Below are 20,642 nucleotides of genomic sequence, written 5' to 3'. Positions count from 1 at the left end.
CCTCCTACTCGATTGTTTAAAACTTAATGAATCTTAAAACTTAATGAATGGATTCAATAGATAATTAATATACATCTAATACACCATAAAGGGGGGATTTTAATGGGTGAAGTTAGAAAACCAAGTATTGGTGAGGTTTTAGTCGTCCTGATAGCGTTTTTAGTTGTAGTATTTTCTTTTGTGGCAATTTATGATTTACCAATTCAACTGGCTTTATTTATTTCATGGTTCATAGTTATCGCCCTGGGATTGCGTTTAGGTTACAGTTATGCGGATTTGGAAGATGGCATCAAAGATGGAATTCGTGAGGGCTTGGGAGCAATTTTCATTTTAATTGCTGTAGGAGCTTTAATCGGTACCTGGATATCCGGTGGTATTATTGGTACATTGATCTATTATGGTTTGGCCATTATCCATCCCAGTATTTTCTTACTGGCAACCTTGATAATCACTTCCTTGACTTCCCTGGCAACAGGGACATCCTGGGGTTCAGCAGGAACTTCAGGGATTGCAATGATGGGTATTGGGGCAGGTTTTGGCTATCCATTACCCCTAGTAGCTGGTGCAGTGTTATCTGGTGTATATTTTGGTGACAAACTTTCCCCTCTATCTGATAGTACTAATCTGACTGCTTCTATGTGTAAAATTGATGTGATTGAACACGTTCGTTCAATGATTTACTTGATAGTTCCTGCCTGGGTAATTTCAGGAATTTTGTATACTGTAGTTGGTTTCACTATGGATGTAGGAACGGCACCAGAGGAAATCGCCAGGGTAGAGGAATATATGCAAGTGATGCAGGAATATTTCGTTGTTAATCCTGCTATGTTGATTCCAGCTGTAGTTGTAATTGCTTTATTAATACTTCGTAAACCACCAGTTGCCAGTATAGCTTTTGGTTCATTATTAGGAGTAATTTGGGCAACTTTATTTCAAGGGATGAACTTTTTTGAAGCCTTGGGAACTGCCTATGATGGATTCGCCATTGATACAGGAGTTGAATTCATTGATGATCTGTTAAGTCGTGGTGGAATATATGAAATGTTATCTTCCATTGCAGTGATTATGTTTGGACTTGGTTTTGGAGGCCTTTTAGAAAAGATAGGAGCTTTGAGGGTCATAGTGGAAAAAGTTGCTTTCTTGTTCTCCAATCAGGGAAGAGCTTCTATAGGTTCAATCATCGTCGGTGTTATGGGTAACATGTTTGGTTCTGCCATGTATGTATCTCTAATAGTACCTCCTAAAATCATGCAAGGAAGTTATGACGAATTGAAACTAAAACGAACAGTATTATCCCGCAACTCAGAAGTGGGAGGTACTTTAACTTCAGCCATGGTCCCATGGTCCGACAATGGTATCTTCATGGCTACATTGCTGGGTGTGTCCGTTTTTGAGTATATTCCATTTATGTGGTTGGCCTTAATCTCAATTCTCCTTTCAATAATTTACGGCTACACCGGTATGTTTATGTGGAAGACTGAAGAAGCTGACAATTAATTGACGTACTCCGCCTACAGTTGAAGCAATGGTTTAGCTACAGTAAATTGTAAAGGAGCGGATGCTATGAAAAAGGTATTGCTGTTATCAACAGGAGGTACTATTGCTTCTATAAAAACGGAAAAAGGGCTAACACCGGGTCGTTTTTCCCGTGAACTGCTCGAGTATATTCCGCAAGTTAAGTACTTTGCAGAAGTGACTGCCAAAGATTTGCTGAATATTGACAGCTCCAATATGCAACCTGAAGATTGGCTTGAAATCGCTAAAGAAATAGTCCGAAATTATAATGATTATGATGGATTTGTCATCACTCACGGAACTGATACCATGGAATACACATCAAGTGCCCTGACTTATTTATTGAAAAATCTTTCTAAACCTGTAGTTTTAACAGGTTCCCAGAAATCCATAGAAGAACCTTTGGGAGATGCCAATAGAAATTTGATAGATGCTGTTAGATTCGCTTGCGAAGATATTTCCGGGGTTTTTGTAGCCTTTTGCGGAAAAATCATCAATGGCCCCAGAGCTAAAAAGATTAACAGTAAAAGTTATGATGCCTTTGACAGTATAAATTATCCTGTAGTGGCGTCAGTTAAAGAAAATTATGTCTGTTATCATGAAAGAGCCTGCCAGGATTTTGAGCCAAGTTTATCTAGTTATAATGGTCAAGTATATTGTGAAGATCAGATAGTCCCAGATGTGAATTTACTAAAATTAGTACCTGGATTAGATCCTGGGCTGATTAAGGAGATATCCAAACATTGCAGGGGAATGGTGATTGAAAGCTTTGGACTAGGGGGCTTGTCCGATCGCAAAAGAAACATGTTCGATGCTCTAGAAAATGCTCTCAATAGAGGTATCTACATTGCCATAACCACTCAAGTTTTACGGGAAGGGATTGAGCTGGGGACTTATGCATTGGGAGACAAAGTCACTAATCTAAAGGTTATTTCAGGTAAAGACATGACTCCCAGTGCCTTGGTGGTCAAAATGATGTGGGCTTTGGCTAAGAACCAAAACTTTGAGGAATTAAAAAAAGTGATTCATACTCCCATTCAAAAGGATATTTATTAAGAGTTGGCTGTACAAAAGTTGGCTCTAAATGTTATAGAAAAGAAAATGTACCGGTACTTCATTTAATGGAGTACCGGTTTTTTAAATCTAAAGTTAATTTTTTCCGAGATAAACAAAACCTACAATATTTAAATTTTTTTGGTATAATTGAGGAAGGAAAAGGAGGTGAAACTAATGGAATTTGGAATTTTTTCATTACTGCCCCCAGTACTTGCTATTGCATTGACCCTGGCTACTAAGAATGTAGTTTTGTCGTTGTTTATAGGAATTTTCGTTGGAGCAACAATGCTGCACGGATTTAATCCTCTGCTTGGTGTATTTGAATCTTTTAATACATATTTAATACCTAATATTGCTTCCAGGTGGAATGCTACAGTGCTGACTTATGGTGCCCTTTTTGGTGGTCTAGTCGCTATTCTTCAGCGTACTGGAGGTGCGGAAGCACTAGGAACGGCAGTTTCAAGAAAAGTAAGCAGCGTGAAACAGACCCAAATAGCCACATGGTTATTTGGAGTAGTGATTTTCTTTGAAGATTATTTTAATGCTCTGACTGTCGGCAATGTTATGAGACCTGTGAATGACAAAATGAAGGTACCCCGGGAAAAACTTGCTTACATAGTAGATTCAACTGCTGCACCAATTTGTTTATTGGTACCTGTTTCAACATGGGTTGTTTACGTTATGGGTTTAATTGGTACTGAATACGAGCGTTTAAATTTGGATGGAACTCCCTATCTTGTTTATTTGAGTACCATTCCCTATAACTTATACGCCATTTTAGCCTTTATACTGGTGTTATTTATCATAGTAACCAAAATTGAATTTGGTCCCATGGTAAAAGCAGAACACCGAACCGCCACTACAGGAATGTTGTATGAAGAAGATGCTTCCCCACCATCTTCAAAGGAAATTACAGAGATGCAACCGAAAGAGGATACTGAACCGAGAATGATAAATCTAATACTACCCATTGTAGTCTTGGTAGGCCTGATTTTTCCCTTATTTCTTTGGACAGGCAATTATCCGGAAAACGATTTTATTACAGCCATTGGAGAATCAGATGGTGCAATTTCCATAGCTTTATCTGCTTTTGCCGCTGGAGTAGTAGGGATAGTTTTAGGTATTTCCCAGGGTATATTCAAAATCAGCGAAGCCGTTGAAACCTATGTTTCTGGTATGAAGGGAATGGTTTTGACCTATATCATTCTTATTCTTGCATGGGGAATAGGAGATATTGCTACTGAATTAGGCACAGGTGAATATGTAGCAGGACTAGCGGAAACTGCTCTGCCAATTTGGTTAATAGGACCTGTGTTGTTTATAGCAGCTGGTATTATCGCTTTTACTACCGGCACATCCTATGGAACATTTGCCATTACGGTACCCATTGCCATACCCGTAGCCGTAGCCGTGAACTTTCCCTTAGAAGCGGCGATAGCTGCTGTTCTAGGTGGTGGAATTTTTGGAGATCACTGCTCTCCTATTTCTGACACTACAGTCCTGTCATCCACAGGCTCAAGTTGTGACCATGTGGATCACACAAAAACCCAAATGCCCTATGCCTTGCTGGCTGCTATATGCGCAGCTATAGGTTTCTTACTTGTAGGGTTAAATATCCCGATATTTATTATCATCCCTCTAATGATTGTTGTACTATATCTAGGCGGTAGACTGGCCACAAATCTATGGGGTTACTCCCGGCTATAAATCTGATGATCTGATATATTGATATGCTGATCTGCTCCCCTTTGTTGTAGATAGATAAAATAAAACTCTGCTACTAAAAGGGGAGCATTTCTATATTTTAATAGTTCATTAAAAAAGGTACCAACCTTAACAATAAATAAAATAAAGGTTGGTACCTTCCTTTTGCACTTCTTAAATCTTATCACACTTTATAGTTCGTTAGCTGTTTCCTCGTCTACTTCTTGCCCCTCTATATTCTCTTCTAATTCTTCATCAAATTCATTTTCCATCATCTTTTCCCTATATTCTTCCATTGTTATCGCATCATCAGTTTCTGGAAAGTCCAAGTCTTCGCCGTAATTAAACAATTCCATATCTGTTTCCATTGACATATCAATATCTACTTCTATCTCTTGATTATTTTGTTCTTCTGAAAGATTAATTTCAAAGTTCAAATCTGTTGTAACAGCTTTAGTCTCAAAGCTCTCTTTATTGATATACATACTATGATCCAAATCAAGTGATAAATTATTGATTACATCTTTGATCTCAGTTACTTCCTGTTTCATCTGTCCTAGTTCTTCATCTTTTGTTTCATCTTCTAGAAATTTCATTTGTTGCTCCACCGTCATAATATCCTGAAAATCCTCATCCATAAATTTCTCCATTATTGCTTTTACATCTTCTTCGTTTATATGGAGATTTAAGACAAAATGCTCATCTCCTTCTATTTCTTCTACACCTGCTAAATCATAACTGATCCCAAATTTTTCTACCATTTCTAAAAATTTTGTAGGTTCAATAGATGCAAAAGAATGCATGTTATTCACAACATTTTTTTCTAGCAATGATGGTTTAACCCACTGTTCGGCTTCCATCTTTTGATAGATTTTATCCTCTGTGATATATAGTTCCTGCCTCTTATCATTGGAATCCAATCCTAAACCCATATTAGCTATGCTAGGTAATTCTTCCGTTTTAAGATCATATTCCTGGATAGCATATAGAGCCATTGGATCATGTCTAAAATTACTTTCTGCAGTAACCGGTATTTCTATCTCGGGTATTTTTTCATCAAAACTTGCTTCAGATTCAGAGAGGTTTGAAAAAGATATATCTAGTTTAATTAAACCTTCTAGATTACTCTGATAAGTATTTTGTTCTTCCATGTATTCCTCTGCTCTTACGGCAATTTCCATGGCTGATAAGTCAGTAATGTCTTCTACCGACTCTTCCTGATTTTTATTTTCCTGTTCTTGTTCTTGATATTTATCCTCATCTTCGAGATTTTCATCGACATGATGGTCTTCATAGATTTCTGTTATCATCTCATTTATTTCTACTCTATCTAGATAATCCATCACATATTGTTCATATTCTTGTTCATCTATTAAATCGTAGTGTCTATCAATATATATCGTGTTGTCATCCCATGCTACTTGAGCATCAAAAGCTTCTCCAATAATTCTTAAAGGCACCATAGTTCGGCCATTTTTGATAACCGGTTCAGTATCCAATTCACTGGGGATATTGGCTTCTCGTCTGGGTTCTTGTTCAATTATTTCTTTAATAAACTCTTCAGGATGGTCATCATCTAGTTTATCCATAAATTCCTCATTAAATTTTTGATAAAAAGGAACAATCCCTGCTTGGCTTTCAATTTCCTTTTCGTCAACAGTCATTATTAATTCAGTATCAAAATTTGAAATCACATTAAAATCCTCTGTTATAATAAATCCTTCAAAAAATGTTATATATTCTACAAATTGACGTTCGCCTTCTGTCATACCATCGGTTTCTTCATCGTCTATTTCTTCTCTAACTACAAAATCTTGGTTCACAGTTATCGTTTCTGTAGTACTGTTCCAATCTACTTTGGCTCCCAACTGTTCACTTATGAACCTCAAAGGAACAAGAGTACGATTATTTTCATCAAGATAAGGGGATTGTTCTGGCTCTACCGGTTCGCCGTCGATATAAATTTCAATTTCTTCTTCTCCAGCAAATGCAGTGCCGGTTAATGCAACAATCAACGTAACAATTACGGTAATTGACAGTACGAAATTTTTCAAAATAAATCACCTCAGTCTAAAATTGTATATTTTACCAAAGTAAACTTGTTACTATTTTAAATTTATTAAACTTAGGAGACAATACTTTTATTAGAAAATGAACCGATATTACTAAGACTTATTCACACCGATAGAGTATATAGTACTATTAAAAAATTAGCAGCTGCTAACTAAAATTTAAATCTACTTGAACAAGGCAGTATTTAGATGATTTATTAGAAACAGAAGCTAGTAAACTTGTACACGAGGATAAAATAGCGCGAGGAAATGAAAAGACTCCCGATTCAGCTGATTCGGGAGTCTTCATCGTCAAATTTTCCAATTATATTCCAATATTAACAGGAACAGAAAATCCTAGAAGGCCGAAATAGACTCCGATCTTAATTCAATCCGTACTCAACAAATCCATTTTCACAGGCCGGACCATTACTAACCCACATCTTCCTTTGTGAGGGAGCCATCACCCATGAAGCGCAGGTAACGATAGGTTCTAAATCATCATCTCTGGAAAGGGGGTGACGACAAATAGAATCAGGATAATTAATATGATCACTTAGAATCTCCTGACAAGAAGGAACTGTAATCTTTCCCCAACTTTCCTTTAATAATCGCTTCATTCTATTGTGTCTTACAATGGAAGAACCATTATATCTACTTCCGGCATGATTTAAGTCTTGTGATTCTGCAAATTTATCCGATACAAAGTGATTGGCGTGATAGACCATTTTTTCAGAAGACTGTACATCAACATCTTCCGGTGTAGCTTCAATATTGTAGATCTCCGTCTCGTCAGTTATGACAAAATTAAAACATCCTGCTCTGTCAGCATCTAGTACAGCTTTGATTGCCTGGCCAATCGTTTCTTGTCGTAATACTTCTGCTATGATGATATAAGTTGGTACACCTACTTGTAGTTCCAAACGGGGTACGGAATTCCAGTTTAAAGTGATTCCATGGGAGTTGATTCCGGCTCCTGAAATCATCCCTGCATAGGTATAGCAGATAACTTCGGGTTCATTTTCTCTATTTAAATTCAAAATGATTGATTGGGCATTTTTACATAAACTGTATGAAATATCCCAGGTTTGACCGGATAACACTTCTTTATCCCGAGTTACATTGCTTGTAGCGGCAAAGGCAGTACATCCATCGGTCATAAAGCTCTGGCGTTCCTCGTGTAAATGGATCATTACAATTTCTTCATATTTACAGCCTGCCCCTTTGGCAATACTTTTCATTTCCATAGCTATACTTGGTGAATAATTTTCTATATATGGAATATACTTTCTCGCATGTTGTAAAGATACTTCTCGTGTTGTCCCACCTTTTTCAAATATTTCGTAGAGAAAATTGATATAATGATGAATTGCTTCACTTTCAGCTTTTCCGTAGGCATAGCCGATTTCCTCGTGGCTACCGGTATATTTATAAATGGATAGCCCTTTATTGTTAGTACTCAATTTCATCAACCCCTTTTATTCAAGACAATAAATTCTTTACTATCTTGCCATCTTTCATGACCATGGTAATATTTTGTTGATCAAGTAATACCTTGATATCTGTAAGTGGATCATTTGCAATCACAATTAAATCGGCCGCTTTACCTTTTTCAATACTGCCAATAGTGTCTTCTAGCCCACATGCTTCAGAGGCAACCTTAGTAGCGCTTGTGATGGCCTTTTTAGGGCTCATAAAACCTTTATCAACCATCTCAGTCAATTCCCTGGCATTATTCCCCTGATAATTATAAGGAGTTCCCGCATCGGAACCATTAGCTATTTTTACACCTTTATCAATTGCCTTTTGCAGGGCTATTTGTCTGTCCCTTTTTTTATTTCTCAACTTTTCTACCATGAAAGAAGCAATGCCGCTTTCTTCACCTTTTTTCTCCATATAATAATCAGGTGCTAAAGTAGGAACAAGAAACACTCCGTTGGCTTGCATCATTTCAATTGCCTCGTCATCGGCAAAAGTACCGTGTTCTATAGTATCAACTCCTGCTATAACAGAATTTTTGATACCATCAGCACCATGAGCATGAGCGGCTACTTTTTTGTTCAACTTTCTTGCTTCAACAACTGCAGCTCGCATTTCTTCTGCGTCTGGTTGAGGGGCTCCGGGTACGCCGCCGGGATTCATGACAGCTCCGGTTGCCATAATTTTAATCAGGTCAGCTCCTAGCTTTAATTGATTTCGGGTACCTTTTCTAAAACCGTCAACTCCGTCAACTTCTTCGTATAATCCATCGAAATACTCGGATCCAGAACAGGTAATGGATAATATTTTGCCACTTGTCAAGATTCGGGGCCCATTCACATAACCTTTGTTGACCGCCTCTTTAACACTTAAATCAATCCAATTGACAGATCCCACGTTTCTAACAGTAGTAAACCCTGACATAAGAGTATTTTCCATTTCTTTAGCGGCTCTGACAGTTCTAACTTTGTCTTCTGGGAAATTTTCTTCAAAAGTATCTGCCATACCATGCAGGTCCAAGTGGATATGGCAATCAATTAGTCCTGGTAAAATAGTTCGACCTTCTAAATCATAAACTTCGCCTTCAAAGTCTTGTTCATTTTCCGAATCAACTAGCTCTCTTTCGGAAATATCTTCAATTATGCCATCTTGAACTAAAAGACTGGCGTTTTCCCATAGTTGTTCACCATCGTAAATTCTAGCGTTTTTAAATAGATAACGAGACAATTTATTACCTCCTTTGTCCTTAGTAAGTTGTCATTAGTTCTTGATTGTTTAGGTTAGAAATTAACTTCAATAATTAAAAATTGATGGGGAGTCGCCACTCCCCATCAAATCAGTTATTCAGTTCTGGAAATTTCGTGGGCACTGATAATACCGATTGTATCAAGTACGAATCCTTCAACATCGTTTCTAACTGCTGCAGTATAATTACTGTGAGCAATAGGAATTAAAGGTACATCTTCATGGAATCGTTGCTGAATTTCTCGGTAGATTTCTTCTTGTTCTTCTTCATCGTAAGTGGCCCAAGCTTCATTTGACATATCCATTAGCTCTTCCGGTTGATAAGCATTATATCCGGCTTCTAGAACCAAGGTGCGTAAAAAGTTACTGGGATAAGGGATGTCAAACCATCCTGTTAATGCAAGGTCGTGTTCCATATTAACTGTTAGGTCTGAGTGTTGTGCCCATTCATTAGTGATTATTTGCGCATCTATTCCGACAGCTCTCAAATCAGACGCTATTACTTCAGCAACTTGTACAGGGTTGTCTACATAAGTCCTTGAGTAGACGAAAGTATTTAATTCGATTTCAAAGCCATCTTCATAGCCAGCTTCTGCCAGTAGTTCTTCCGCTTTGTCTGGATCGTATTCATAAGGACCAGCTGTATCATCAAAGGAGAATACAGTCGGAGGTAATGCATTGATGGCTCTAGTTGCCATACCTTGATAAATTTCATCAATAATTTGATCTACGTCAATGGCATGGTTGATAGCTCTTCTTACCTTAACATCATTTAGTGGTTCTACATCATGATTTAATGCCATGTAAAACAAGTTAGCTCCGGGAATTTCCACAAGTTCAGCTTCTTCTAGCATTTCAAGGGTTTCCCTTTGTTCTGGTGGAACATTTTTAGCCACGTCTACAGATCCGGTTTCCAGTTCCATTAACCTGGTAGAAGCTTCTGGGATATCTTTAAAAATTAAGGTGTCAATTTCGGGAAGTTCACCCCAGTAATCATCGTAAGTTTCTAATCTAATATAATCGCCACGATCCCACTCGACCATTTTGAAAGGACCAGTACCTGTAGGATGATTTACAAAGTTTTCTCCATGTTCTTTGACAGCTTCAGGGCTGACAATGAATTGAGAGTAATAAGCCATATATGTTTCGAAAGGTGCAAACTTTTGCTCTAGTTCAAACTCAACAACATAATCATCAACGGCTCTTACGTCATTGATTACGTCTCCCATTAGATAGTCTAAATACGACCAACCAGCATCAATTACACCATGATACTCGTGATCTTCATCAAGAACTCTCATAAAACTGAATTCTACAGCTTCAGCATTAAACTCACTTCCGTCGTGAAAAGTGACATCATCGCGAAGGTAAAAAGTCCATGTTTTACCATCTTCGGAACTTTCCCATTCATTAGCAAGTCCTGGGCCAACATTTAAATCGTCATCTTCAAACCTTAATAAACCTTCAAAAATCTGGAAAACTACATCCATATCCTCTTCAGAAGTAGCATAATTAGGGTCTAAGATGTCAGAATCACCAGCCCTTGCAATGATAAAAGGATCTTGATCTGACGCTTTCTCTCCATTAGAGTCTTTATCTGGATCACCATTGTCATCTCCTCCACAGGCGGTAAACATTAAACCAACTGTTAGAACCAATATTCCAATCAATGATACTCTAATTAAATTTTTCATTGTCAAACCTCCTCTAATACAATTTGAATTTTATATCTCTCACTAATCTTACTAAATCAAATTAATAACACGTACTCAGTCTTTTTTTAACCCCCCTCCCGTAGTGATGCCTCCATTATTCTGCGTATAAATGACATCTGACCATATGGTTATTATCAATTTGAACTTTCGGAGGCGGATTTTCTTTACACTCAGATTTTGTATAAGGACATCTTGGATGAAACCCGCAACCAGCAGGGGGATTTATAGGACTAGGTACTTCTCCCTCAACAAGTTCTAGTTCTTTTCTTTTAGTAGGATCTGGTAATGGTATTGTAGAAATCAACCCACTGGTATAAGGGTGTTTTGCATCTTTAAAGAGCTTTTGGGTGGGAGCTTCTTCCACGATTTGTCCCAGATACATAACTCCCACTCTATCGCTAATATGCCTAACTACACTTAGATCGTGAGCTATAAAGATATATCCAAGGCCTAATTCCCTTTGTAGACGTTTAAATAAATTGATGATTTGAGCTTGTATGGAAACATCTAGAGCAGACACGGGTTCATCTGCAATGATAATTTTAGGATCTAAAGCTAGAGCTCTTGCGATCCCTATCCTTTGACGTTGGCCGCCACTAAACTCATGAGCATACCTTTCCATGAATTCCGGTCTTAGGTCAGTTAATTCCATAAGTTCTTTCACTTTCTTTCTTCGCTCTTCTTTAGTGCCGATCCCGTGAATTTTTAGAGGTTCACCGATAATACTGCCAATTTTCCACTTAGGATCTAAAGAGGCGTAGGGGTCCTGGAAGACTATCTGCATTTGTCTCCTAATCTGTTTCATTTTCGCTTTTGATAAAGAAAGGATATTTTGTCCCTGAAAGCTAACCTCACCTGTATCCGGTTCTAAAAGTCTCAAAAGTAATTTACTGACGGTTGATTTTCCACAGCCACTTTCACCTACCAGCCCGTAAGTTTCACCTGTTGTTACCGAAAAATCAACACCTCTAACGGCTTTTAACCAATCAGGTTTTTTTAATAGTTGTTTGTTGACAGGAAAGGCCTTGTGAAGATTACTGACTTCAATTAATGATTGGGACAACTTTGTTCACTCCCTTCATACAAGAAACATCTTACAAGAGAACCGTTTTGGTTCGTCAGTTCAGGTTTATTATCTGCACATTTGTCCATGGCCTCTTGACATCTAGAATAGAAATGACAGCCATGAAGCTCGGTCTTCATATCAGGAACCATTCCTTCTATTTCTTGCAATTCTTCCTGGTCTTCATCTAACCGAGGTATAGTACTTATTAGACCTTTGGTATAAGGATGTTTAGGTTGTTTAAATAGTTCTACTGTATCGTTATATTCGACAACTTGACCTGCGTACATAACTGCTACCTGATCAGTTACTTGGGCTACAACTCCCAAATCATGGGTGATTAACAAAACAGCAGTATTTAATTTTTCTTGTAATTCTCTGATTAAAGCTAAAATCTGACCTTGCACAGTAACATCCAGAGCTGTGGTAGGTTCGTCTGCAATAAGTACTTCCGGATCGCAAGCGAGAGACATGGCGATCATCACTCTTTGTCTTATTCCACCGCTCATCTGATGCGGATATTCCTTCATACGTTGTTTAGCATCTGGAATTTTTACTAATTCCAGCATTTCAAGCACTTTTTTATCCATATCGTTATCCTTTAAATTGGTGTGATACCGATAGACCTCTTTAATTTGTTCTCCAATTGTGTAAACTGGATTTAATGAGGTCATGGGTTCCTGAAAAATCATAGATATATTATTTCCACGAATCTTTTCCATTTGTTTTTCCGTTTTTTCCAACAAGTTTTTACCTTGAAACATGATCTTCCCACTAATTTTGGCAGTTCGGGGTAATAAATTTAAAATAGATAAAGAAGTGACAGTCTTACCTGAACCAGATTCTCCCACAACCCCTAGAACTTGACCTTTATTTAATGATAGGTCAACTCCTTCTACTGCACGTACTAACCCTCTTTCAGTGGAAAAATGTATTTTTAAATCTTGAATATCCAATAGAGTTTCCATGTAAATATTCCCCTCCCAATCTAGTCATAAACTATTGCTATTACAGGTCCATTTTGGGGTCAAAAGCTTCCCGTAAGCCGTCTCCAAAAAGGTTGAATGACAATACAGTAAGGGCGATCATAACTCCAGGGAAAAGAGTTACCCACCAACCACCTACCAGTAAGTAATCTCTGCCATCACTTAACATAGCCCCCCATTCGGGAGTTGCCGGATCTATTCCAATTCCGAGAAATCCTAAAGCAGCCGTGTAAAGGATTGCATCACCCAGTAACAGAGTTAAATAAACCACGGCAGAAGCCAGTATATTGGGTAAAACATGGGAAATTATAATCCAAAAATTTGAACCCCCCATAGCTCTACAAGCTTCAATGTATGGCATTTCTCTTACTTTTAATACAGAACTTCTGACAACTCGGGCGACCTGAGGAATATAAACCAGGGCTATTGCCAGCATGGCATTTTCCAAACCTGCCCCCAGAATCGCTACAACTACTAAGGCGAGTAGTAGAGGTGGAAAAGATAACATGATATCGATGAATCGCATAAATATCATATCTATTTTTCCTCCAAAATAACCGGCGATTAAGCCAATAGTAATTCCGAAAACGGCAGTAATACCAATTACTACATAACCTACTCTTAAAGAAATTTGGGCACCGTATATTAAGCGGGTCAAGATATCTCTACCCAAAGAATCGGTCCCTAGGGGGGTCTCGGAATTACCCTCCCAAATTCCAGGTTGAAGACGTCTCTGTAAAACAGGTTCTATAGGATCCTCATTAGAAGGTGCAATATGTGGTGCAAATATACCCATAAGAATAAATAAAATAACGACTCCAAAGCTGATAACAGCCAATTTATTTTTTGCGAATTGACGGATGCCATCACCCAAAATGCTGGATGGCTTGTCAACAGCAGTTTGGTCTTGGTTTTGGGTTTGTCCCTGTTTTTGGACTTGTTTTGGTTCCTCCATTAATTAACCATCCTTTCTATAGTCAAATCTACAGTTGAGTTGAAATTATGTTGTTAGTTATTCGTACTTTACTCTAGGGTCAATATAGGCATAAAGCAGGTCGACAACTATATTTGTAATGATAAACAATATGGCAAAAATAAGAACGGTTCCTTGTATCAAGGGATAATCCCTGGCATGGATTGAACTGACTAATAATCTACCCATTCCCGGCCAGGAAAAAACAGTTTCTGTTAGAATCGCTCCTCCCATTAACCTGCCTACCTGTAAGCCGACTACTGTAATTACAGGGATCAAAGCATTTCTCAAAGCGTGTTTGAATACCACCAGTCTATAAGGTGTTCCCTTTGCCTTGGCTGTTCGGACATAATCTTCAGATAAGACCTCAATCATGCTAGAACGAGTCACCCTAACTACTAATGCTAGCGGCACAGAAGCTAGTGAAAGGGCAGGTAAAAATAGATGACGAATAGTTTGCCAGAATAAACCCAAATCCCCTCTTATCAGGGTATCAATTAAGTATAAACCGGTAACAGATTCAATTGAGGCCCCTGTGGGCATCCTTCCCGATACAGGTAAAACTCCTAAAGTGGCCGCGAAAATGAATATTAACATTAGGCCTAGCCAAAAAACTGGGATTGATACACCCATTAAAGATATTGTAATGCAGGTATAATCAATCCAAGAATTCCTTTTTTGAGCTGCAATTACACCTAAAGGTACACCTACAATGACTGCTATCAAGATAGCTGCAATAGCTAGCTCAAAAGTCGCAGGAAAACGTCCAAATACTTCAGATGTTACAGAAACTCCTCTCTGAACTGAAGTCCCCAGGTCAAGCTGAATTGCATCAGTGACCCAATTCCAGTACTGTACATGTATAGGTAAGTTGAGTCCTAATTCTTGTCTCAATTGCTCGATTTCTGCTTCTGTTCCTCTGGGAAAAAGCATCATCTGAGCAGGATCACCAGGAATAAGATGAATCATTAAAAATACTAGGATGGATACTCCAATTACTGTTGGTATTGCTACTAATAATCTTTTAAGAGCATACAATTCAATGAATCCTCCTTTATTCTACAATTTAAAATGAAAAAGTTTGCACAACATTGAGTTGGTACAAACTTTTTCCCAATAACCTTCCCAAAATCCTTAGGCAGACCAAGTAAATATGTTAGTGGCTATAACTCAACGACAGATTTAGACAAAATTTGAGATACATAATAATTTTATGTTAAAAACAGGGGATTTGCAATAACGATATGCGTCCCTAAGAGAGCATATCGTTACATTATTGTTGATTATCGTTAATTATTAAGATAAATCACTAGCTTTCAATAAGATCTGCCGAACATACTAATGGATCAGACCGAAAATTTGATTGCAAGACTGTGTTGAGACATCAGGATTAATCAATGCTAGTCGAGTATTAGGTGGGACTATTCAGGGATAGATATATACTACTCACAAATCTTTAAAGGTTGCTAGTAGTTTTTATTGAATAAGTAAAAAAAACCAGAAAGGAGTCTGTTAAGTTGTTATGAAAAATAAGCTCACTTGCTCGCAAGATTTCAAAAGATTTGGCAGTCAAGCGGCATTATTACTATGTAAAAGCCAAAAAGTCCTATTACGATTAGAGTAATTAATCCCAGCAACTTGAGCAGGAGTAGACTGATTCAAAACATTGCTTGTCCTAACAAAGTTAAAAGCAAACACAAATACCGCAATCAACTTGTTGGCTGACTGGAAAGAAGCAAATCCTCTGCGTTGCTTAACCCAGCTTTTGAAAATCTGAAAAAAAGATTCAATTAAGTTATTAGAGATATCATCTTGAAAAGACTTGACTCTGATGTGATTAGAGTTTGGAAACAGAACTTTAATTGGAGCATTGTAAGCCCAATATCTATCTGTGACGATACTATGAGGTCGTCCAAAATGTTTCTTAGCATAGTTCAGCACTTTAAAAGCAGCCTGGCTATCTCTGTAAGGAGATAGATGAAATGCAAGTACAAATCTAGTTTCAGCATCAATAACAGTCCAGGCGTAGAATCTTTGGCCTTTAATTTTAATTACAGTTTCGTCAACATGCCACTCATCAGAAGAGTCTAGATCAATAGGTTTAAGATATCTAGAGATATAAAGAAAAAGAGGTGCAAACTTTTTAGTCCAGTCAGCAATAGTAACATGAGACACTTTAATTCCTTCACAATCAAGAAGGAATTGAGAGACACCTCTAGTAGAGCTGCCATTAATGAAGTACAGGTAAAGAGCTCGAATAATAGTATGAAGAGGATGTCTCATGTTAGAGAAGTCTACTTTGCCGTTAATATCAAGTTGCGAAGGTTCAGGAATACTTTGAGGTTTAGGGACATAGAAAGAATGATTACAGCTTTTGTCACAACACCTCAAATTAGAATAAAATTCATAGTCGTGATGTAAAAATGTAGCTTTCCCGCATTTAGGGCAAGAGGGATATTTGCGAGGCATATTAGGGCCTCTTTTATCCCCGCCTTTAGAAAGTGTCTTAGGTGCAAACTGACTAAAACATTCTTGACATTGATACTTTTGATGACCATGATTATCAAAACCAAACTTATAAAACTTGTCAGAGCAGTTGTTATTGCATCTAGGGCATACAACTTTAGTCATGAATCAGTCTCCTTTCTCCCGGAGGGTTTTGATTTCTGTCTAAAACTATCTTAACTCCGGGACGGAGACTGATTCAAATATCATATAACTTAACAGAACTCCAGAAAGTCTAAGGAGGTGGTTTTATGACTGGGTTTGTAAGTTTATTTTTTACAGGCGATGAAGAAGAATTTTTTATTACTGAAGAAGTAGGAACACAGGAGTCAGGGCCCAGCCATGATATAGGTGATCCAGGCCCTAGCACACCAACTGACCCAAATCCATATATCCCAGGAAGTTAAACTAAAATAGGAGGCCCAAAATTGGGCCTCCTAAATTGTTTGCCCGGTATGTCTGCTGAGCCGATGGGTTGAAAGAAACCTTGTCACTTAACCAGCAGGAAGACAACCATAAGGCAAGGGCGTCACCGGTGACGGTGGAGTCTGAAGGAAGCTGAAGGGGGAATTTGGAACATAGCGAGAGCGAACCGAAGTTGGCCTTTTAGGTGGGTACCCTTACAAATTATGGGAAAGCCCAAAAGCTGAATAACCTAAAAGGTTAAGACGGATGCGTTCAAATTCGATTGTTTGATATAGGTCATTTGTCATACCTCGTTATTTAAAATTTGAACGATTTCTAAACATAACCTCAACACAACATCAGAGTGTTCTAAATTCATTGGTGTTGAATTTACTGCCATTATTAAATTATAATCGGGAAAGATAAATATACCTTGCCCGTAAGAACCATTGGCTGCTATGAACTCTAAATCTTTCTCGGGAATATTAAAAATCCACCAATGGTAACCAAAGCTTACATTTTGAAAGGGTTTATTAAACCTGTATCTGTCTTTGTTTTCTATTTTCAATTTAGAGTTAATTGTTTTTTCTATCCAATTATTTGAAACAACCTGTTTTTCACGATATTCTCCATTATTTAATATTAAATAACCAATTTTAGCTAAATCCTTAGTATGCATTCGAATGCCAGATCCTCCCATATTGATGCCATCTTCTGCTGTGTCCCATTCTACATTAGAAGAATCAATATTCAAGGGTTCAAATAAATTTTCTTTTGCAAAAACTAGTGGTTTTTTTCCGGTCTCTTGTTTAAGTATCTTCATTAATACATGGCTATCGCCGGAATTATAAACCCATTTTTCTCCTGGCTCGTGGATTAGTGGTCTGTCAGAATAAAATTTTAATGAATCTTTTTTTTCTACCATTCTAAACCAATCATTTTTATACTGACCTTGTTCATCTCTCTTGTCTAGTTCAACCTCCCACTCGTTCCATTCTACTCCACTTCTCATTAATAATAAATCTTCAATAGTAATATTAGCGATGCTTGAATTATACTCATTGATTTCAGGGAAAAACTCTTTTAATTTTTGATTAACTGAGTCTATATATCCTTCATCTATTGCTATACCAACCAATAATCCGATGATAGATTTTGTAACAGAATATTGCTCATGTTTGTATCTATTATGGTTCAAATAATATTCTTTTATTTTAGTTCCATCTTTTACAATGACTAATCCGCTCACATATGTATCTTTCTTTATTTTATTAATGAATTTATCGAAATCTTCAGACTTGAATCCGTGATGTTCAGGGGTTGATATGTCCCATGGAGTTTTAATATCAGAGAATGGCCTTTCTTCGTGAAGACTTTCTGTTTGGATCTCTTCGTTTTCACCTTCACAACCTATACTTATATAAGCAGTAAAAAATAAAAGCGTAGCGATTACTAATTTTACAAACAATTCAAACATCTCCCTTAGTAAGAATTGTTATAATTAAATTTTCCGATTTCATTAGTTAGGAGTCTTTTCTATACTGGTTAAGAAAATAAGAAGAATAATTATTCAACTTTTCTTCTAATTCGCTAAGTTTAGTTAATATCTCAGGGTCATTTAAATTTTTCTTTTCTTGGGAAAGTTTTTCAATTTGATTTTTTAATTCCTTAATTTCATCAAGTCAATAAACAATTTACTATTAGTTTTGCTACTTGAGTTTTTCATTGGAAAACACCCCGTTCCAAGTAAAATCTTTCTTGAGTCCATTTTCATATCTACCATCACTTTATCACTCATTAACTTCATTCATTTGTATTCAATAAAAATAACCAAGATTCCTGTTTATTAAAAATGTTCTAATAATTTAGAAGTTTTCGATTATATTACATTAGTTATAAATCAAATGATTCGCGAGGCATCAATCGACCCAATATTGCATCATTTCCAATTTATTTCCGTTAAAACTTTACAAAATTAAATTCATCTTTTATCATTTTTGACAATATTCAACTATTTTCGATGCGAATCTTAATCAATAATTTAGTTAATTGTCACACAGTTAATAATCTTTAAAAACGAACAACTCCATTGTAATGGCCTTTATATAGGGAAAATTCTGACTATATCAAAAGATGGTATAAAATTTGCATTTTTATGATTATAGTAATTTGCTCTACTAAAGTTTAGATGATATGAAATTAAAAAAGTCTTATCAAAATTTTCAAAAAATGTAAAGTTGAGGGGGTAATGTTTTGACCGAATCACAAACTCTAATTTTAAAAAATGGGAACTTTTATACTGGGGGAGAGTTTATCTCTGGAAACTTAGTAATTAGACAGGGCAAGATAGAAGAATTGGCGACTTCTGAAGAAATTTTCAACAAATATACAGCTGATAAAATCATCAATCTAGAAGGTAAAACTGTATTTCCTGGATTTATTGACAGTCATATTCACTTAGTCCAAACAGGTTTTTTACAAGTACACCAGGATTTATCTCAGGCGAGCTCTGTAGATGAATTAAAAGAACTGATAAGGGCTGAAGCAAAGCGTAAACAACCGGGTGAATGGATCATCGGATCTTCCTTTGACGATAACAAATTTAAAGATGATAGATTTCCCACTAAAGAGGATTTAGATGAAGTAGCACCTGATAATCCTGTTTTTATCATTAGAATCTGTACACACTTGATGATAGCTAACAGCAAAGCTTTAGATCTCGCTAGGATAGACAAAAATAAGGAAGCACCACAGGGTGGTGGGATTGATCGTGATGAAAGTGGAGAACCTAATGGAATTTTAAGGAGAAATGCAGGGGATTTAGTCTATAACATTATATATTCAAATAATTCTATGATTAAAAAGGCCATTAAAGCTTCTCTTAACTATCTAAAAGAAAATGGCATTACTACAGCTCATTCAATGGCTATTGGAGTGAAAAAACACCAGCATTACTTTAATATATTACAGGCTTACAGAGAAGCCATGGAGGAAGAGGGTTATCCTGTTCGCGTTAAGCTTGGTGCCGAGCATGAATTGTTAGACCATTTAATATCTGAAGATATGAATTACTTGGATGGAAATGAGTTCTTACAGCAAGGATACATTAAGTTTTTTACCGATGGATCTTATGGAAGCCGAACTGCATTACTCAATAATCCGTACGAAGATGAACCTGATAACTGCGGAATAGAAGCAACCTCAAAGGACAGATTATATAAATACGCAAAGAAGGCTCATGAACATGGGTATCAATGTGCCATTCATGCATTGGGGGATAAAGCCCTATCGAATGCCTTGGATGTATTGGAAAGTTTGATAGAAAAAGGGCACAATCCTTTAAGACATAGAATAGTCCATGCCGGATTAGCACCTAAGGATCTTATTGATCGCATTAAAGAGCTAAATGTTTCTGTGGATATTCAACCAAACTTTGTAGCAAGTGAAGTGGATTGGTTAGAGACAGCCCTTGGAAATAGAACTGAAGATGTGTATACCTGGAATACTATGAAAAATGAAGGGATCAATTTAGCGGCTAGCTCGGATTGTCCTGTAGAACCTGTTAATCCTTTTTACGGTATTAGAGCTGCCACAACGAGAAAAAACCTAGAAAATCGTCCTGCCGATGGATTTAACTCGAAAGAAAGAGTAACTTTAGAAGACGCCATTGATATGTACACCATTAACGGTGCTTATCAATACTTTGATGAAGATTCTCTAGGAAGCATTGAACCAAATAAATTTGCTGACTTAGTTGTACTGTCACAAAACCCCATGGAATTAGCTCCGGATCAGCTATTAGATATAAAAATTGACATGACTTTTGTTGGTGGACGTCTGGTTTATCAAAGATAAAAAAACCTTGACTTTTTAACTTTGATTAACCTAATAAAGGGGGTGCTTACTTTATTGTCCAATCATGACCAGTAACAAAACAAAATAATT

The 20,642-nt window shown here is 37.0% G+C and carries 15 protein-coding genes; 5 read left to right on the top strand and 10 right to left on the bottom strand.

Annotated features, from left to right (window positions below):
• Positions 1–102: 102 nt before the first annotated feature.
• From nhaC to NTHER_RS13370, 3 genes are all read left to right on the top strand, one after another.
• Positions 103–1,497 carry a Na+/H+ antiporter NhaC gene (gene nhaC, locus NTHER_RS13380; RefSeq protein ID WP_012449044.1) on the top strand — a complete coding sequence of 465 codons (1,395 nt, stop codon included), beginning with the start codon at positions 103–105 and terminating at the stop codon, positions 1,495–1,497.
• Positions 1,498–1,563: 66 nt separating this feature from the next.
• Complete coding sequence (locus tag NTHER_RS13375) at positions 1,564–2,571, top strand: asparaginase (protein ID WP_012449043.1); 1,008 nt, start codon at positions 1,564–1,566, stop codon at positions 2,569–2,571.
• 174 nt (positions 2,572–2,745) lie between these two features.
• Complete coding sequence (locus NTHER_RS13370) at positions 2,746–4,278, top strand: Na+/H+ antiporter NhaC family protein (protein ID WP_012449042.1); 1,533 nt, start codon at positions 2,746–2,748, stop codon at positions 4,276–4,278.
• 188 nt (positions 4,279–4,466) lie between these two features.
• Here NTHER_RS13370 and NTHER_RS13365 read toward each other — a convergent pair whose 3' ends face one another.
• From NTHER_RS13365 to NTHER_RS13325, 9 genes are all read right to left on the bottom strand, one after another.
• Positions 4,467–6,329 (bottom strand): copper amine oxidase N-terminal domain-containing protein, encoded by a 1,863-nt coding sequence (locus NTHER_RS13365; RefSeq protein ID WP_012449041.1) that lies wholly within the window; start codon positions 6,327–6,329, stop codon positions 4,467–4,469.
• A 380-nt stretch (positions 6,330–6,709) separates the two neighbouring features.
• On the bottom strand, positions 6,710–7,789 hold the full coding sequence (locus NTHER_RS13360) for a C45 family autoproteolytic acyltransferase/hydrolase (protein WP_041367208.1): 1,080 nt from the start codon (positions 7,787–7,789) through the stop codon (positions 6,710–6,712).
• A gap of 19 nt (positions 7,790–7,808) precedes the next feature.
• Positions 7,809–9,032 (bottom strand): metal-dependent hydrolase family protein, encoded by a 1,224-nt coding sequence (locus tag NTHER_RS13355; RefSeq protein WP_012449039.1) that lies wholly within the window; start codon positions 9,030–9,032, stop codon positions 7,809–7,811.
• A gap of 113 nt (positions 9,033–9,145) precedes the next feature.
• Positions 9,146–10,744 carry an ABC transporter substrate-binding protein gene (locus NTHER_RS13350; protein ID WP_012449038.1) on the bottom strand — a complete coding sequence of 533 codons (1,599 nt, stop codon included), beginning with the start codon at positions 10,742–10,744 and terminating at the stop codon, positions 9,146–9,148.
• A 115-nt stretch (positions 10,745–10,859) separates the two neighbouring features.
• On the bottom strand, positions 10,860–11,828 hold the full coding sequence (locus NTHER_RS13345; protein WP_012449037.1) for an ABC transporter ATP-binding protein: 969 nt from the start codon (positions 11,826–11,828) through the stop codon (positions 10,860–10,862).
• Positions 11,813–12,796, bottom strand: a complete 984-nt coding sequence (locus NTHER_RS13340; RefSeq protein ID WP_012449036.1) for an ABC transporter ATP-binding protein — start codon at positions 12,794–12,796, stop codon at positions 11,813–11,815. Before NTHER_RS13340 ends, NTHER_RS13345 begins: the two co-directional genes overlap by 16 nt.
• Positions 12,797–12,836: 40 nt before the next feature.
• A complete protein-coding gene (locus NTHER_RS13335) occupies positions 12,837–13,769 on the bottom strand; it encodes an ABC transporter permease (protein WP_012449035.1) in 933 nt (310 codons plus the stop codon).
• Positions 13,770–13,826: 57 nt separating this feature from the next.
• Positions 13,827–14,831, bottom strand: a complete 1,005-nt coding sequence (locus tag NTHER_RS13330) for an ABC transporter permease (RefSeq protein WP_041367205.1) — start codon at positions 14,829–14,831, stop codon at positions 13,827–13,829.
• A 525-nt stretch (positions 14,832–15,356) separates the two neighbouring features.
• A complete protein-coding gene (locus NTHER_RS13325) occupies positions 15,357–16,418 on the bottom strand; it encodes an IS6-like element ISNth1 family transposase (RefSeq protein ID WP_012447151.1) in 1,062 nt (353 codons plus the stop codon).
• Positions 16,419–16,543: 125 nt separating this feature from the next.
• On the opposite strand from NTHER_RS13325, the gene NTHER_RS16000 reads away from it, so the two are divergent.
• On the top strand, positions 16,544–16,699 hold the full coding sequence (locus NTHER_RS16000; RefSeq protein ID WP_012449033.1) for a hypothetical protein: 156 nt from the start codon (positions 16,544–16,546) through the stop codon (positions 16,697–16,699).
• Positions 16,700–17,001: 302 nt separating this feature from the next.
• Here NTHER_RS16000 and NTHER_RS13320 read toward each other — a convergent pair whose 3' ends face one another.
• Positions 17,002–18,165 (bottom strand): serine hydrolase domain-containing protein, encoded by a 1,164-nt coding sequence (locus NTHER_RS13320; RefSeq protein ID WP_012449032.1) that lies wholly within the window; start codon positions 18,163–18,165, stop codon positions 17,002–17,004.
• A gap of 785 nt (positions 18,166–18,950) precedes the next feature.
• Here NTHER_RS13320 and NTHER_RS13315 point away from each other — a divergent pair.
• Entirely contained in the window at positions 18,951–20,552 is a 1,602-nt protein-coding gene (locus tag NTHER_RS13315) for an amidohydrolase (RefSeq protein ID WP_012449031.1), read from the top strand.
• The last annotated feature ends 90 nt before the right edge of the window (positions 20,553–20,642 follow it).

It is taken from the genome of Natranaerobius thermophilus JW/NM-WN-LF (genome assembly GCF_000020005.1).
Classification (GTDB): Bacteria; Bacillota; Natranaerobiia; order Natranaerobiales; family Natranaerobiaceae; genus Natranaerobius; species Natranaerobius thermophilus.
This window is presented reverse-complemented; position numbering and strand designations above follow the sequence as displayed.